At 32.8% G+C, this 17,761-nt stretch carries 14 protein-coding genes; 1 reads left to right on the forward strand and 13 read right to left on the reverse strand.

Features of this window, described 5'->3' with window-relative positions; all coding sequences use genetic code 11:
* Positions 1 to 260: 260 nt before the first annotated feature.
* From glnA to hflX, 4 genes are all read right to left on the reverse strand, one after another.
* Positions 261 to 1,601 (reverse strand): type I glutamate--ammonia ligase, encoded by a 1,341-nt coding sequence (glnA, locus tag HMPREF3134_RS00005; RefSeq protein WP_070439935.1) that lies wholly within the window; start codon positions 1,599 to 1,601, stop codon positions 261 to 263.
* 20 nt (positions 1,602 to 1,621) lie between these two features.
* On the reverse strand, positions 1,622 to 1,987 hold the full coding sequence (locus HMPREF3134_RS00010; RefSeq protein ID WP_011275891.1) for a MerR family transcriptional regulator: 366 nt from the start codon (positions 1,985 to 1,987) through the stop codon (positions 1,622 to 1,624).
* Between the two features lie 202 nt (positions 1,988 to 2,189).
* Positions 2,190 to 3,428, reverse strand: a complete 1,239-nt coding sequence (locus HMPREF3134_RS00015; protein ID WP_070439937.1) for a methionine gamma-lyase family protein — start codon at positions 3,426 to 3,428, stop codon at positions 2,190 to 2,192.
* Positions 3,429 to 3,447: 19 nt separating this feature from the next.
* Positions 3,448 to 4,686, reverse strand: a complete 1,239-nt coding sequence (gene hflX, locus HMPREF3134_RS00020; RefSeq protein WP_070439939.1) for a GTPase HflX — start codon at positions 4,684 to 4,686, stop codon at positions 3,448 to 3,450.
* Between the two features lie 109 nt (positions 4,687 to 4,795).
* Between hflX and HMPREF3134_RS00025 the strand changes: the two genes are divergently transcribed.
* Positions 4,796 to 5,272, forward strand: a complete 477-nt coding sequence (locus HMPREF3134_RS00025) for a glutathione peroxidase (RefSeq protein ID WP_070439940.1) — start codon at positions 4,796 to 4,798, stop codon at positions 5,270 to 5,272.
* 192 nt (positions 5,273 to 5,464) lie between these two features.
* On the opposite strand, the gene hfq is transcribed toward HMPREF3134_RS00025, so the two are convergent.
* The 9 genes from hfq to mutS form a co-directional block, all read right to left on the reverse strand.
* Positions 5,465 to 5,707, reverse strand: coding sequence for an RNA chaperone Hfq (hfq, locus tag HMPREF3134_RS00030; RefSeq protein ID WP_070439942.1), 243 nt, complete (start codon positions 5,705 to 5,707; stop codon positions 5,465 to 5,467).
* Positions 5,667 to 6,659 carry a tRNA (adenosine(37)-N6)-dimethylallyltransferase MiaA gene (gene miaA / locus HMPREF3134_RS00035; protein ID WP_070439944.1) on the reverse strand — a complete coding sequence of 331 codons (993 nt, stop codon included), beginning with the start codon at positions 6,657 to 6,659 and terminating at the stop codon, positions 5,667 to 5,669. Before miaA ends, hfq begins: the two co-directional genes overlap by 41 nt.
* A 10-nt stretch (positions 6,660 to 6,669) precedes the next feature.
* Positions 6,670 to 7,599 carry an alpha/beta fold hydrolase gene (locus HMPREF3134_RS00040; RefSeq protein ID WP_070439946.1) on the reverse strand — a complete coding sequence of 310 codons (930 nt, stop codon included), beginning with the start codon at positions 7,597 to 7,599 and terminating at the stop codon, positions 6,670 to 6,672.
* Positions 7,600 to 7,891: 292 nt separating this feature from the next.
* Positions 7,892 to 9,565, reverse strand: coding sequence for a glycerol-3-phosphate dehydrogenase/oxidase (locus HMPREF3134_RS00045; protein WP_070439948.1), 1,674 nt, complete (start codon positions 9,563 to 9,565; stop codon positions 7,892 to 7,894).
* Between the two features lie 152 nt (positions 9,566 to 9,717).
* The gene (gene glpK / locus HMPREF3134_RS00050; RefSeq protein ID WP_070439950.1) at positions 9,718 to 11,217 is read right to left on the reverse strand and encodes a glycerol kinase GlpK; all 1,500 of its coding nucleotides are present in this window, start codon (positions 11,215 to 11,217) and stop codon (positions 9,718 to 9,720) included.
* 126 nt (positions 11,218 to 11,343) lie between these two features.
* Positions 11,344 to 12,162, reverse strand: coding sequence for an MIP/aquaporin family protein (locus HMPREF3134_RS00055; RefSeq protein ID WP_011275900.1), 819 nt, complete (start codon positions 12,160 to 12,162; stop codon positions 11,344 to 11,346).
* Positions 12,163 to 12,389: 227 nt separating this feature from the next.
* The gene (locus tag HMPREF3134_RS00060) at positions 12,390 to 12,923 is read right to left on the reverse strand and encodes a glycerol-3-phosphate responsive antiterminator (protein ID WP_070439952.1); all 534 of its coding nucleotides are present in this window, start codon (positions 12,921 to 12,923) and stop codon (positions 12,390 to 12,392) included.
* A 15-nt stretch (positions 12,924 to 12,938) separates the two neighbouring features.
* On the reverse strand, positions 12,939 to 14,951 hold the full coding sequence (mutL, locus tag HMPREF3134_RS00065; RefSeq protein ID WP_070439954.1) for a DNA mismatch repair endonuclease MutL: 2,013 nt from the start codon (positions 14,949 to 14,951) through the stop codon (positions 12,939 to 12,941).
* A gap of 12 nt (positions 14,952 to 14,963) precedes the next feature.
* Entirely contained in the window at positions 14,964 to 17,615 is a 2,652-nt protein-coding gene (gene mutS / locus HMPREF3134_RS00070; RefSeq protein ID WP_070439956.1) for a DNA mismatch repair protein MutS, read from the reverse strand.
* Positions 17,616 to 17,761: the final 146 nt, after the last annotated feature.

The raw sequence follows: 17,761 nt of genomic DNA on the forward strand, positions 1-17,761 counted from the left end.
ATGGTTTTTAGTCATCAGTCCAATTTATTATAGACCCTAAAAAGTATAGTCATTTAACAAACAATGAATGATGATGCTAAAGAAAATTTTGAGAAGTATATTAAGAATGTATTTTAAAGTGTACTTGACCAAAATTTGACCAATTTTAATTTCTTCACAAAAATGGTCAAGTAAATTTAACTTTTCAAACATAAAAAAGAAGCTAAGGCAAGTGCCTTAACTCCTTGTATCCCTAAGTCTTTCCCCTTTTTGCTTAGCGATTAGTATTGTTTCATGTATTGATCGCGTTCCCATTCAGACACTTGAGTTCTATAATAATCCCATTCAATTGATTTAGAGTTAATAAATTGGTTGTAAATGTGATTACCTAACGCTTTTTTAACTGTGTCATTTTCGCGCATAGCTTTTAATGCAGTGTAAAGTGTTGAAGGTAAATCTTGGATACCTACAGCTTCACGTTCTTCACGGTTCATTTCATAAATATTTTGGTTGACTGGTTCTGGGACTTTAGTTTTGTTCTTAATACCATCCAAACCAGCTTGTAGGATTGTTGCTAATGCCATGTAAGGGTTAGCAGCTGGGTCAACTGAACGTACTTCAATACGAGTTGATAAACCTCTTGAAGTAGGTACACGTACTAATGGAGAACGGTTTTTACCACTCCAAGCAATGTAACATGGCGCTTCGTAACCAGGTACTAAACGCTTATATGAATTAACTAATGGGTTACATACTGCTGTAAATCCACGTGCATTATTTAAGATGCCCGCAGTAAAGTGATAAGCATCTTCAGTTAATTGGTCTTTACCGTTTGGATCAAAGAATGCATTTTCTTTCCCTTTGAATAAAGATACGTTGAAGTGCATACCACTTCCATTTACACCAAATAATGGTTTTGGCATAAATGTCGCATGTAAATTATGTTTACGTGCAATTGTTTTAACAACTAATTTAAATGTTTGAATGTTGTCACATGCTGAAATTGCATCTGCATATTTGAAGTCAATTTCGTGTTGACCTGGTGCTACTTCATGGTGACTTGCTTCGATATCAAAGCCCATATCTTCTAATTCAAGGACGATGTCACGACGACAATTTTCACCTAAGTCAGTTGGTGCTAAGTCGAAGTAACCACCATTATCATTTAATTCTAATGTTGGTTCACCTTTTTCATCTAATTTGAATAAGAAGAACTCTGGTTCAGGCCCTAAGTTGAAATCTGTATAGCCCATATCTTCCATTTCTTTCAACACACGTTTTAGGTTGTTACGTGGATCACCAGCAAATGGTTCACCGTCAGTAGTATAAACATCACAAATTAAACGAGCTACTTTACCTTGACCGGCAGTCCATGGGAAGATAACCCAAGTATCTAAATCTGGGCATAAATACATGTCAGATTCTTCGATACGTACGAAACCTTCGATTGAAGATCCATCAAACATCATTTCATTATCTAACACTTTTTCTAATTGGCTTACTGGAACTTCAACATTTTTAATTGTGCCTAAGATATCAGTGAATTGTAATCTTAGATATCTTACGTTTTCTTCTTTTGCAAATTTACGAATGTCATCTTTACTAAATGTACGTTTAGGCATGGTAGAAATCCTCCAAAAATTTATTTAATAAACCGTGATAAATCGCCACGATTTATTGGCAAAGCTTCACCAGGTGGTTTCTGCGTTGCGTCTACAATCATTCTTTTTCTAATCTCTTGCTCATCTGATGTTAAATGCCCTTGATTATTAGTTATGATTTGTTTAATTCCTTTAAGGTTAAATCCCTTCTCAATCAAAGATTTAATTTCGAGGAGACGTTCTAAATCATTTAACGAGAATAATCGCTTATTTCCTTCTGTACGCTCGGGCATGACAAGTTCATGTGTTTCATAGTAGCGGATTTGTCTTGCAGTAAGTTCTGTTAATTTACAAACAACACTCATAGAGAACACGGCCATATTACGTCTGATTTTATCGTTAGACATTAATAACCTCACCTCTACTTTTGAACTTGATACTAACTTAGCATAGTTTAAAGCGTATTACAAAAATATGTCAGGTTTTCTTACATGTGATTTCAAAAGCTATATTTAATTGTAATTACAAGGTCTTTTATACCAGGTAATTTATATTGAATTATAAATTTTTCAAAAAATCCCTACTCAATTCAAGTAGGGATACATTTTTCTATATCAAGTTTTGTTCTTTTAAATAAGTAACTGCACGTGTAACAGCTAATTTAACATGTTCATATGTTAATCCGCCTTGTACATAAGCTTCATACGGTGGTCTAATAGGTCCATCTGCAGACAATTCAATTGAAGACCCTTGAACAAAAGTACCGGCTGCCATAATGACATCATCTTCATAACCAGGCATATAGCTTGGTTCTGGACTAAAATGAGCATTAATTGGTGAAGCATGTTGAATACTTTGGCAAAATGCTATCATTTGTTCTTTAGTATCAAATTGGACAGTTTGTATTAAATCAGTACGTTTAACATTATATTTAGGAACTGTTTTCATTTTCATTTTTTCAAGGAGTAAGCTTGTAAATAATGCACCTTTCAAACTTTGACTAACTACGTGTGGTGCTAGGAAGAATCCTTGATACATTTCTTGTAATGAATATAAAGAAGCGCCGGCCTCTTTACCGATACCAGGAGCTGTTAATCGATAACCACAACGTTCGATTAAATCTTTACGTCCGGCTATATAACCACCAATCTTAGCTAGACCACCGCCTGGGTTCTTGATTAGTGAACCTGCTATCAGATCTGCACCAACTTCAATAGGTTCACGTTCCTCGACAAATTCTCCATAACAGTTATCTACAAAAACAGTGACGTTCGGATATTGTTTTTTAATTGCATGAATAGCTGATTCAATTTCGTCAATAGTGATTGAAGGTCTTTGGTCGTATCCTTTGGAACGTTGAATTGCCACTACTTTTGTTTTGTTTGAAATGGTTTCAATTGTAGTATTTATATCTATTTGTCCATCTTTTAAAGGGACTTCTTTAAATTCGACACCGTGTTCTTTCAAGCTTTCAATGCCATTTCCATTTACCCCTATAACTTCAAGCAACGTATCATATGGACTTCCAGTAATATATAATAATTCATCTCCGTATTTAAGTGTACTTTGAAGTGCTAGAGTAATCGCATGTGTACCAGAAATGATTTGCGGGCGCACAATAGCATCTTCAGCTTTAAAAGTATGTGCATAGATTTCTTCCAAATGGTCCCGACCAAAATCATCATATCCATATCCTGTACTTCCAACTAAATCACTCTCGGTAGCTTTAACGTAATGAAAAGCATTCAGAACTTTTTCCTGATTACTATATGCAATTTCTTCTATTTCTTTAAAATATGGTACCAACGTCTTCTCTACGTCTTTAACCATTGATGTAATATCTGACATTTTCATATACTTCCTTTTATCATTTTTTATATCCAGTAATGACGTAAGTTTCATTTTCAGCATCAAAATTCATTTCTTCTATGAGTGTATGCTGCTTTAAGAAATAAAGTCTATCTGCGTTTGTACTAGGGACAATCTCTTCATAGAAACTCAGTGTTGATTTAACTTGATCTATTAAAAATGCCTTTACTTTTAATTTATCTTCTTCATCACGGCTAGAGACAAAGATGGATGTAGACGCAGGTAATGGTTTATCATCACTATCACCACATTGATCCTTCTTATTAAATATAACCGCTTGTGGTATTTGATTCATATCTAAATCATTAATCAATTGATTTACTGTATCATATTGAGAACGGTATTCTGGATGGCTTGCGTCAACAACATGTAATAATAAATCTGCACCTTTTGCTTCTTCTAAAGTTGATTTGAAGGCGGCAATCAAGGTCGTTGGTAACTTTTGAATGAAACCTACAGTATCTGAAATAATTAAATTAAATCCATCATTTATTTGAATTTGACGTGTTTTAGGATCTAATGTTGCAAAGAGTAAATCTTTTTCAAAGGTTCCTTCGCCAGATAATACATTAAACCATGACGATTTCCCCGCATTCGTATAACCAACGAGTGCAATCTGAAAAACTTGATTTTGTTCACGTTTGCTACGATAACGTTCCCTGTGTTCCACTATAGTTTTTAATTGATGTTTAATTTCATTCATACGTGTTCGAATATGACGTCTGTCCATTTCTAACTTCGTTTCACCAGGACCACGTGTACCTATGCCACCACCTAGTCTTGATAAACTCTTACCATGTCCTTGAAGTCTTGGCAATAAATAATCTAATTGCGCTAATTCGACTTGTAATTTACCTTCGCGACTGCTAGCTCTTAAGGCAAATATTTCTAAAATCAATTGTGTTCTATCGATAATTTTAATGCCCAAATTATCATTTAATGTTTTTGATTGAGCGGTAGTTAACTCATCATTCGTTACTACGACGTCTATATCATGGAATTCAATAAAAGCTTTAAGTTCATCAATCTTACCTTTACCAACGTAATATTTATGATCGACTTGTTCTCTATTTTGAGTAACTTGTCCTTTAACATCTAGCTGACAAGTTAAAGATAGAGCTTCTAATTCTTCCATCGTTGAATCAAAATTAAATTCGTTATCATTTTGAGCATGTACACCGACTAATACAGCAGTTTCCAATTTTTTCTTTGTTTCATGAGTAATTTGCTGAGTCATGTTATACATCTCCTTCTTATATGTTTCTCAAATATTCTATCATAGTGTCTATGCAAAGACTATCCACTAAAATTATGTTACATTAAACTTATATCGAAAGGGTGATACTATGGAAAATATATATGATTTTGTTGTACAAAAGTCCAATGGTGAAGATTATAAATTAGAAGAATACAAAGGCAAAGTAATGCTAATCGTTAATACTGCTAGTGAATGTGGTTTCACGCCACAATTTGAAGGCTTACAAGCATTGTATGAAAAATACAAAGACCAAGGTTTTATGATATTAGGTTTTCCATGTAATCAATTTGGTGGCCAAGAACCTGGTTCAGGTGCAGAAGCTAATCAAAACTGTAAAATTAATTACGGTGTGACTTTCCCTATCCATGAAAAAGTAGATGTCAAAGGTGAAAATCAACATCCTTTATTCCGCTACTTAACTGATGCAGCTAAAGGAATGTTAAGTGAAAAAATCAAATGGAACTTCACTAAATTCTTAGTTGATCGTGATGGTAACGTTGTAAGCCGTTTCTCACCTCAAAAGAAACCAGCACAAATCGAAAAAGATATTGAAAAATTATTATAGATATTGTTTTAATACAATAAAAAGCTTCATTATAGAGTGAAATAGCAACTCTATAATGAAGCTTTTTATATTACAAACATTCCTCTATTTGTCAAAAGTGCTAAAATTTGATGAGTTTATTACAAGTTACACTTTCATTAAGACCGTTGTCTACGCTCTTAAGAACTTGCAACGTTGCACTTTAATTACAACTTATTCTTCACTATTTACTGATTCTTCAGAATCTGAAATTTCAGTCTCTACAGTAAATGTGCTGATCGCATGTTTGTATATCAAATGTTGTTTACCTTGAGAAACTAAACTTACAACATATTTGTCAAAGTCTTCAATAACACCTTTCATTTGAAAGCCGTTTAAAAAGAAAACTGTAACTTCTGTTTGTTGTGATTTAAAGTTATCTAGTGCTTGATCTTGGATGTTGTGGTTTGCAATCATGTTTAGAACTCCTTTTATTTATTTGGGTTGTAATCTCATCTAACATCATTTGAAGTGGCATTGTCTCTCTATTAAACCATTGAACAGTCAATTTATTCTTGAACCATGTCAATTGTCGCTTAGCATATTGTCTAGAATGTTGTTTTAACGTTTCAACTGCTTGGTCTATTGATGACTCACCATTCACAACAGGTACCAGCTCTTTATAACCAATTGCTTGCATACTTTGAGTAGATTCATAACCCTGTTCTACTAGATTCTTCACTTCATTAAATAATCCGTGGCCCAACATAATATCTACACGTTTATTTATTCTTGAATATAATGTTTTGCGCGACATTTCAATCCCTATTAATAATGTATCATAATTTTCTGTAAATTGTTGTATTTTCTTGCGAGAACTTATAAGTTTTTTTGTATTTAAGTAATATTCAATCGCTCTAAGCACTCTTTTTCTATTATTTGGATGTATGTCTTTAGCAGATTGTGGATCAAATGTAGCTAAATAATCATGCACTTCTTGATTAGTTAATTGTTCTAATTTTTGTAATTGTAACTGTGTTTTCTGTTCAACTTCTTTTGAAACTGTCTCATCATCAAAAGGATAATCATATATTAACGATTGTATATATAACCCTGTTCCTCCTGCTATGATCGGTATCTTTCCTCTTGAAGTTATATCTTCTATTAGTGCTTGAGCTCGTAATTTGAAATCGTACACAGAAAATGAGTCATCTGGATTTAAAATATCAATCATATAATGAGGAATTCCATCCATCTCTTCATTAGTAACTTTAGCTGTACCAATGTCCATTTGTTTATAAACTTGCATGGAATCCCCGCTAATGATTTCACCGTTAATTTGTTTAGCAAGTTCAATACTTAACTCTGTTTTACCTGATGCAGTTGGACCTACTATAACTACTAAAAACGGTTTATTGACGTTACTCAATAGTTATCCCTCACTTTATTTTTTTCTTTAACACTTGTTTTTGGATCCATTCAAACATATGACTCCAAATCATTTCTTTTTCATCTTCAAATAAAATTTCATGTCTTCTATTAGCATATAGTTGGACTGTTATATGATTTATTCCAGCACGTTTGAATTTCTTTCCTAATTTACGTATACCTTTCCCATAATCTCCAAATGGATCATCCTTACCAGAAATTAGAAGTATTGGTAATAGTTCATTCATTTTTTTAAGTTGATTATTATTAGCTGTACGTATCATATTCTTAACGGTTTGGTAAATTAATTGGTTTGACACTAAGAAACCAGTGTAATCATCCTTAACAAATTTTTTAATTTCATCGCGTTTAGATGATAGCCAATCACTACTTGTTTCAGGTTGGTCTATCTTTTTATTAAACGATTTATAAACAAATTGATTTACCCATTCTAGGCAACTGCGCTTCCCAAAAATTAAAGTTATTAATTTTAAAACGATGATGGCTGGAATCCCTTTATATTTTGGATATTGACCAGTACCAGTGAGAATTAAACCTTGCGCAATATCTGGATATTTCTCTACAAATAAACGCGCAATAATTGAGCCCATTGAATGTCCCAAAACGATATATGGAATATTGTTATCTGAACCGTGAAGTGTTTGAGCTATTTCATATGCATCTTGTGCAATGATATTCATTTCATCGTAATGACCTCTTTCGTTTTCATCAATATCAATACCATGCCCTCGATGATTATGTCGAATAACATCATATCCTTGATGTGTTAAAGCTTGCACAAGTGCTTCATATCGATCCATATGCTCAGCCATACCGTGAAAAATATGGACGACACCAAATGTTGCAATCTTAGCCTTATCTACTTTTACTTCAATCATAGTGCCGTCTTCAACGGTAATTTTGAATGATTGTTGACTCACGCATATGCCTCCTTGTGAAATTATAACTTAATCCTTAAAGCTTATATTCTTTTTAATATACCTTTCATTCTTAATGTTATCAAATTGTTAGACTCATTTTAACAACTAAAGCTTTATAACATAAAATTACTTTATTTTATAAAAAATGAACTGAGATGAGCTTCATATTTAAGCTCCCTCAGTTCAGATATTAACTGCGAATTTGAAGTTTAAAATTAATTTACTAGTTAGTTAGCAGTATCATATTTGAATTTAATCAAAAATGTTAAATTTCAAAACATAAATACTAAATTTATTTTAATACTGCAAGTTGTTCATTTCCACGAGTTGCTTCTTCAATTGCAACATTAATTTCTTTAGTAAATTCGTTTTGTTGACTTTGTGTATAATTTAGTAATTTAGCAAGTTCTTCAACAACTGCATCTTTATATTGTTTAACTTCATTCATATTGAAATAAAGTTTACCAGATCTGCGAATTAAGAAATCAGTTGGTTTAAACACCATTTCATTTTGTACACTATATACTAACTCAACGTACAATTCTAATGGTAAATTTAAATCTTTGTCTTGTGCAATTTGTGCGATGTTAAATAGTTTATCTACGTTAGAACCATATTTAGAAGCTAAACGTTTGGCAACTTCGGCTTGAAGTCCAATCGCTTTACCTTCTTCAACTTTGCGTTCCACGAAACTTTCAAAGTTAGCGCTACCACCTACATCACCACCAGAAATTGGTGTATGTTTTGTTTTACATTCAGCAAATGTCAATTTATATTCTTGTTTCAAGCGCTTAGCTAATAAATCTACGATTTCAAGCGCCATATGACGATAACCTGTTAATTTACCACCAGCGATTGTTAATAAGCCTGATTTACCTTCCCAAATTTCATCTTTACGTGAAATTTCAGAAGGGTCTTTTCCATCTTCTAAAATTAAAGGTCTAACTCCTGCCCAAGTTGATTCGATATCTTCATCTTTCACATTAACATCTGGGAACATATAGTTAATCGCATCAATTAGATAATCTCTATCTTCCTGTGTTGTTAAAGGTTTTGTTTTGTCATTATCATAGAAAGTATCTGTAGTTCCAACGTATGCTTTACCTTCACGTGGAATTGCAAAGATCATTCGACCATCTTTTTCAGTGTCAAAATAAACAGCTTGTCTTAATGGAAACTTAGATTGATCAATGACTACATGGACACCTTTAGTTAAACGTAATTGTTTATTGTTACGTGTATAATCTTTTTTACGAACTTCATCTACCCAAGGGCCTGCTGCATTAATAACTTTTTTAGCGTTAATTTCATACATTTCACCAGTAAGTTGATCTTGAACTTCAATACCTCTTACTTTTGATTTAGAATCGTAAATGAAATCTGTAGATTTCGTGTGATTTAAAATCTCTGCACCATTTTCTTCAGCACGTTTCATAACTTCAATTGTTAAACGTGCATCATCAGTACGGTATTCAACGTAATAACCGCCACCTTTAAGTCCATCTTTTTTTACCAATGGCTCTTTATTTAATGTTTGTTTTTTGCTTAACATTTTCTTGCGTTCATATTTTTTTACGCCTGCTAAACGATCATAAGCAGTTAAACCTAAATTAGTTGTGAATTTACCAAACGTTCCGCCTTTGTGTATTGGTAATAACATCCATTCAGGAGTAGTTACATGAGGGCCATTTTCATAAACAATCGCACGTTCTTTACCCGTTTCAGCTACAACTTTGATTTGAGCTTGTTTTAAATATCTTAAACCACCGTGAACAAGTTTAGTAGAACGAGAACTTGTACCTTGAGCAAAATCTTGCATTTCTACTAAAGCTACTTTCATTCCTCGTTGAGACGCATCTAATGCAATACCTGCACCTGTAATACCGCCACCGATAATAACGACATCGTATTCTTCATTTTGTAAATTTTTCTTAATTACTTCTCTATTTAATGTTGATAAAGCCATAAATATACCCCTCCGATATTTTATTTATGCGAAAAAAGAGAGACCTATCCATACAGAATCAAACTGTATGTAACAGGTCTCTCAAATCTCGACTGATGTATTAACTTAATTTAATCATATCACACTTCAATAAACTAAGCCATGTTTAGAGATTAATCTTCCAATTTAAAGACCTGAGTAGCTTCAACTGCTTTTTTCCAACCTTTATATAACTTAGTTCTGTCTTCTTCAGACATCTGTGGTGTAAATTCTGTTTCTAATTGCCATCTATTTGCTATTTCATCTTTACTATCCCAGAAACCAACAGCTAAACCTGCTAAATAAGCTGCACCTAATGCTGTCGTTTCTTGTATTTCAGGGCGTTCTACAGCAGTATTTACAATATCAGCTTGGAATTGCATGATAAAGTTATTTTTAACTGCGCCACCGTCAACACGTAAATTGTTCACTTCAATCTTAGAGTCTTTAGACATAGCTTCCATAACATCACGAGTTTGATAGCATAAAGATTCTAAAGTCGCACGAATAAAGTGTTCTTTTTCAGTACCGCGACTTAAACCAAATATAGCACCTCTAGCTTCTGAATCCCAATAAGGTGTACCTAATCCTACAAATGCTGGTACGAAGTAAACATTATCTGTAGAATCAACACGTGTAGCATAATTCTCTGATTGAGGTGCAGAATTTATAATTCTTAATCCATCACGTAACCATTGAATTGCTGAACCTGAAACAAAGATAGAACCCTCAAGTGCATAATTGACTTTACCGTCTAAGCCGTATGCAATAGTAGTTAACAACCCACTTTCAGATTTAACTGGGGCTTCACCAGTATTCATTAACATAAAGCCGCCTGTACCATAAGTATTTTTAACATCTCCACGTTCGAAACAAGCTTGTCCAAATAGTGCTGCTTGTTGGTCACCAGCAATACCTGAAATCGGTACCTCTTGACCGAAGAAATGATAATCTTTAGTGTGAGCGTAAATTTCACTAGATTCTTTAACTTCCGGTAATAATTGTTTAGGTACATTTAATAAATCAAGTAGCTCATCATCCCATTTTAAATCGTAAATATTATACATTAAAGTACGACTAGCATTTGAATAATCTGTAATATGTGCTTCTCCACCAGATAACTTCCAAACTAGCCATGTATCAATTGTACCGAATAATAAATCACCATTTTCAGCTTTTTCTCTAGCTCCATCAACATTATCAAGAATCCATTTAACTTTTGTACCAGCGAAGTAAGGATCTAACAATAATCCAGTTTTATTGCGGAATGTTTCTTCATGACCTTGTTCCTTTAATTCATGACAAATTGATTGTGTTTGACGGGATTGCCAAACAATTGCATGGTATATTGGACGTCCAGTATTTTTATCCCAAATAACTGTAGTTTCACGTTGGTTGGTAATTCCAATACCCTCAATTTGGTCAGCATTAATTTCATTTTCATTTAATACTTCAGTCATAACTGCTAATACTGAAGTCCAAATTTCATTAGCATCGTGCTCTACCCAACCTGATTTAGGGAAGTATTGCTTAAATTCTCTTTGTGCAACACCTTTAATATCGCCTTCTTTATCAAATAGAATGGCTCTTGAACTTGTTGTTCCTTGGTCAATCGACATGATGTATTTTTCCATAAATTTTCTCCCTTTCTGATATGTGAATAAAAACATTTATTTTTTAATTTTGAATAATAAGGAAGTGTACTATATGTATAGCACTTTTCCAAAAAAATTAACCACTAATTTAAGATATTTATTAAATTAATAAATAGACTCAATATCATTTGATTTATTAGATTTGTTTAAAACTAAACCTAATACTAATGTTGCTATTACTAGTAAAATACCTACCGCACAAATTAAATCAAATTGACCTTTATAAAATACTTTATAAATAACTGCTCCAAGCATACCTCCAGCTATAGGTCCTAATACAGGTACTATCGCGTATCCCCAATTAGAACCACCTTTACCTGCAATTGGTAATATAGCATGAGCGATTCTTGGTCCTAAATCACGTGCTGGATTAATTGCATATCCAGTCGGACCACCTAAGCTTAAGCCAATAGCCACGATTAAGCCACCAACAATAAGTGGATTCATTCCATCTGCAATTTTATTTACACCGATAAATAAGATACCTAAACATAAGATTGCTGTACCAATAATCTCACTTAAAAAGTTTGCAAAATAATTCTTAATAGCAGGTGCTGTAGAGAATACACCTAACTTTGCACCCTGATCTTCAGTTGCCTTCCAATGTGGTAAATACATTAACCAAACTAATACACCGCCAAAGATACCTCCAAGCATTTGACAGATAATATAGCCAGGTACTTGAGCCCAACTAAAACTTCCATCCATCGCTAAAGCAATTGAAACCGCTGGATTTAAATGTGCACCTGAAAATTTACCAACTGCGTAAGCGCCCATTGACACGGCTAATCCCCAACCTGCTGCAATTACTATCCAATCAGAATCCTGTCCAGCACTTCGCTTTAAATTGACGTTGGCACAAACGCCACCACCGAAAAGGATAAGAATAGCAGTACCAATAAATTCTGCTAAATATACATTCATGACGAATCCTCCTATAAGACAAAAAGATTCCTACAAAAGCGCTAATAAAGGCATTGCAGAAATCTCTTCGTCTCTTAATCTAATATTAACTTGTTTAAATAATACAAAAAGTTTGTAAGCGTTGTCAATACTTTTGTTAAAAATTTGTCACATTTAAATTGTTTGAAAAATTGTTATGATCGTTTTTTTAAGATTTTAAATTACAGCAAAATTGTTTACGATGATATCTACCATAATAAACGATTGCTTGTTGTAACGTAACTTGCCCCGCTATCAAGTGCTTGAACAATTTCACTTTCTTCATTAATTAAACCACCTGCTATAACTTTTGAAGGGGTTTCTTCATCAATAATTTTAACTATTTTATGTGCAATCCCAGGTAATACTTCAACGAAATCTGGTTCAACCTTCTTAATTAAGTTGATGCTTCTACTTAATGCTTGGCTGTCTATAATAAACACCCTAAAAATCGTTAACTTATTTAACGATTTAGCCTTCTGAATTACTTTAGATTTGGTAGAAACGATCCCTTTAGGATTATAAGTTTGAATTATATACTCACAAGCAAATTCATCGACAGCCATTCCTTTAATTAAATCAATATGAATATAAGTTTCAATTTGATTCGCTTTAAGCAAAGCCATAACACTTTTCAAATGACCGATATGCATATCTAATAATACGCACATCTTATAATCTGTTTTTATTAATTTATCTAAATCTTTCATGTTGCGTATCGCTGGTAAAACATATTCCTTCATGCGGCATTTTCCTCTCTACATTACACGTTTAAATAGTTTTTCAAGTTCATAATTTGAGAAATTGATAATTATAGGTCTGCCATGAGGACAAGTGAATGGATCTTCTGCTTCACGTAACTGATCTATCAAATCCGCCATTTCATTATTTTTTAAATAATGATTTGCTTTTATTGATTTTTTGCAACTCATCATGATGGCAGCATCTTCACGCATTTTTTTAACATTTACTTTTTTATCGTTTAATACTAACTCAACCATATCTTGAATAATTTCTTCAGCTTCAGCTTTTGGGAACCAAACTGGGTAACTATTAACGATATAATCATGACCGCCAAAGTGCTCTAAATGAACACCCACTTTGTCTAATTCATCTTGATATTGATCAATAATCATTTGTTCATCTTTTGAAAAGTGGAATGTTAGGGGTATTAATAAATCTTGAACTTCATTAGTCACTTCGCCAATTTTTTCTCTAAAATATTCATATTTGATACGTTCTTGTGCAGCATGCTGATCTATCATAAACATGCCATTCTCATTTTGAGCAATAATATAAGTGCCATGCACTTGTCCTACGACTTCCATATATGGAACGCGTCGAGATGGTGTGTTACTCACTTTACCTTTAATATCATTATTATCTTGCTGACTGTATAATGTTTGATAAGATTTCGATGACGCTTCATCACTATTGTTTTGTTCAGTTACAACTTCTTCTGAATCGTTTGTAGATTCGTCATTTAATGATGATGCATCACCTTTGTCTAAATCATTCAAAATTTCTTTTTGAATTTGGAAGTAATCTTTGTCATCTGAACGTTTATTATTATGTACGAAGCTTTCCGTACTTTCATTAATTAACTCATTATTATCTAAATTTGGATTTTGTACTTCAGATTCACTCATATCATAATATTGAGAATTTGTTTTGTCTTGATTAGAGTTACGCTGCCTTCTTTCAAAGTCTAATTTTTGTTGTTCAAATTGATTTAAGACTTTATTTTTTTTAGGCGTTCTATCCAAATCGTTCTGTGGAATTAAAATTCTATCCTTGAATGCATAACGTATTTTCTCAACTATTAATTGATACAATTGCTCTTCCTTAGATAATCTGACTTCTAATTTAGTTGGATGGACGTTCACATCTACTAATATAGGATCCATTTCTATGTTTAAATAACATATCGGGTAGCGTCCTATTGTCAGTAATGTATGATAACCTTCAATAATAGCTTTATTTAGTACAAAATTTTTAATATATCTTCCATTTATAAAAATTGATATATAATGTTTGTTACTTCTTGAGTGTTCTGGCTTAGCCACAAAGCCCTCAAGGTGATAATCGCTTGTATCACCTTGAATGTGCACTAAATCTTTAGCTACTTTAATACCATAAATCTCTGCCATAACCTCATTTGTTTTACCTGAACCATTCGTTTTTAATAACGTTTTTCCATCAGATATTAATGAAATCCGTATATCAGGATGACTCATTGCCATCCGATTCACAATATCTGTAATTTTACCTAACTCTGTGTATAAGCTTTTAATATATTTTAAGCGAGCTGGTGTATTGTAGAAAAGTGATGAAACAGTAATATCTGTACCTTTTTTAGCTTTAGCAGGTTTACGACTTAAAATCTCTCCGTTTTCTGCATAGATTTCATATCCATTTTCTCTATCAGTGCAAGTTTTAAGTGTGACTTTAGCAACTGAAGATATACTTGCTAATGCCTCTCCACGAAATCCTAACGTTCTGATATGAAATAAATCGTCATCGTCATCTAATTTACTCGTGGCATGTCTATGAAACACTAAATCTAAATCATCTTGTTCTATTCCAGTACCATTATCTACTACTCTAATTGAGGATATACCTGATTGTTCTACCTCAATATTAATTTCTGTCGATTTAGCATCGATTGCATTTTCTAGCAATTCTTTCACAACTGAGCTTGGACGCTCTACTACTTCGCCTGCTGCTATTTTATTAGCTAAAGAGGTTTGTAGTTCTTTAATTTTGCCCATTTTCAAACACCTCTATCTCAATTGGTTTTGTAATTCACTTAGTTTTAGTAATGCTTCAATAGGCGTCATGTTTGATATATTAAGATTTTTAATCTGTTCCTCAATTTTACTAGTCATTGTTTCTGAATCAAATAAATCGAAAGACGCTTGCTCAAATTCATTCTCATTTGCATACTTTGTTGTTTGAGACTTTTTATCATTGTTATTTGCATTTTGTGCGTCATCATCTGCAAACCCTTCCACTGAGGCTGAATCTTTAAGAACAGTAATGTTAGAATACTCTTCATTATCAGAAGCCTTTTGACTTTGTTCAAAAGCATCTAATATAACTTGTGCACGGTTAATAACTTCATCTGGCAAGTTAGCTAGTTTCGCTACTTGAATACCATAACTATCATCTACAGCACCATCTTTTACTTTATGTAAGAAGATTAATTCACCTTGATATTCATCTGCAGCCACATGAACATTTTTAAGATTTGGTAGTTCTTGATCTAAAGTCGTAAGTTCATGATAGTGTGTTGAGAATAAAGTTTTCGCATGAGATGTTTGAGCAACATATTCAATCATTGCTTGAGCTAACGCTAGCCCATCATATGTTGAAGTTCCTCTACCAATTTCATCGAAGATTATTAAACTATCTTCTGTTGCGTAAGTTAATGCTTTTTGTGCTTCTAACATCTCTACCATAAATGTACTTTTTCCTGATACTAAATCATCTGCAGCACCTATACGAGTGAATATTTGATCAAATATTGGTAATTCTGCTTTATCACAAGGAACATAAGCTCCCATTTGAGCCATGATGCTTATGATTGCTACTTGTCTCATGTAAGTTGACTTACCAGACATGTTAGGACCAGTTATTAGATATATAAAGTTATCTTTATCTAATTTACAGTCATTAGGTACATAGTCATTGTAGTCCATCACACGTTCAACAACAGGATGGCGAGAGTTCTCTAAGCTTAGCATTTTATTATCACTAAATTCAGGTTTAACATAGTTGTATTTTTGTGCAATTTCAGCAAAACTTTGTAGGCAGTCAAGTTCAGAAATGATTTTAGCCTGTTTTTGTAGTCTTTCAGTGTACGTTTTAATGTGTTCTCTTAGGCGAACAAATAGTTGATATTCAAGATCTACCGCTTTATCTTCTGCACCTAAAATAATATCTTCTTTTTCTTTCAATTCATCTGTAATGAAGCGTTCGGCATTGGACAATGTTTGTTTACGATGATAGCCAAATTTACTAGGTTCAAATCCTTGTAAATTTGCTCGTGTAATTTCTATAAAATAACCAAACACTTTGTTAAAACTAATTTTAAGAGATTTAATACCTGTACGCTCTCTTTCTTTAGCTTGTAATTGTGCTAACCAATCTTTTCCATTTTTAGAAGCTTCTAAGTATTCATCTAATTGTTTACTAAAGCCTTGTTTAAATAGACCACCATCCTTAATGGAAATAGGCGGTTCTTCGATTAAACTATCTTCTAACACTTGTAATAAGTCTTCTAATGGTTCAAGGGAACTAAATTGATATGATGCTACGTCATTCATACTTTCAAGTAAAGATTTAATATTAGGTATCTCTGAAATTGAATGTTTAAGTTGAATTAAATCACGCGCATTGACATTGCCATAACTGACACGGCCAACAAGTCTTTCTATATCATATACTTGATTTAAATATCCTCGTAATGTGTCTCTCTCAATAAAGTGATTCATGAATGATTCTACTACACTCAGTCTTTCTTCAATTCTTTCTTTATTGATTAATGGTCTGTCTATCCATTGCTTAAGGCGACGTGCTCCCATCGGCGTTTTAGTTTCATCCATTAACCATAAAAGTGTTCCTTTTTTAGATTTTAATCTAATACTTTCGGTTAATTCTAAATTTCTTTTAGCATAGTAGTCCATCTTCATAAAATCCACTGCAGCATACGTTATTGCAGTTTCTAAGTGAGACAAATCTCGTTTTTGAGTATGATAAACATAATCGAGTAATAGTTGTGTTGCTAGATACATATGATTATTAGTTAATTGATTCACTTCATAGCTTGCATCGGAAATAGATTCTCTAATTGTTATAGTTTCTGTAGTTAAATAGATTTGCTTTTTAAGATTTTCATCAATTTCTTGGTTAACAACGATTTCATTAGGATTAATAGTTACAATTTCATTAATCAATGTATCTTGATCTTCAATTTGAGTGGCTTTTAACTCTCCTGTAGAAATATCACAATAGCTAAGGGCGTAGTTACTATCTTGTTTAATGAAACTTAAAATGTAGTTATTTTGATTTTCATCCATACCACCTTGTTCCATGACTGTTCCAGGTGTTACAACTCTAACTACTTCACGTTTTACCATACCTTTAGTTTGTTTAGGATCTTCCATTTGTTCACAAATTGCTACTTTATAACCATTATTTATCAATGTTTCAATATAGCTATTAGCGGAATGATACGGAACGCCACACATAGGTATTGGATTCTCTTTTTTAGCATCTCTTTTAGTTAATGTAATTTCTAATACCCTTGACGCTTCTTTAGCATCTTCAAAAAACATTTCATAAAAATCGCCTAATCTGAAGAATAATAAGCAATCTTGATATTGCGATTTAATTTTTAAATATTGTTGCATCATCGGTGTCGTGTTAGACATATTTTCACAACCTTACTAATTTTTTCCGATTTATTACATGCTTTTAACTCATATATTTTAACATATGAAATGTTACAACGCTCGTGAGTTCATTTTATTGATGTTATTTATTTTGGCTCTACGTCAAATCGGACTGATGAGTCCAA

Source organism: Staphylococcus sp. HMSC14D10, from assembly GCF_001808125.1.
GTDB lineage: Bacteria > Bacillota > Bacilli > Staphylococcales > Staphylococcaceae > Staphylococcus > Staphylococcus haemolyticus.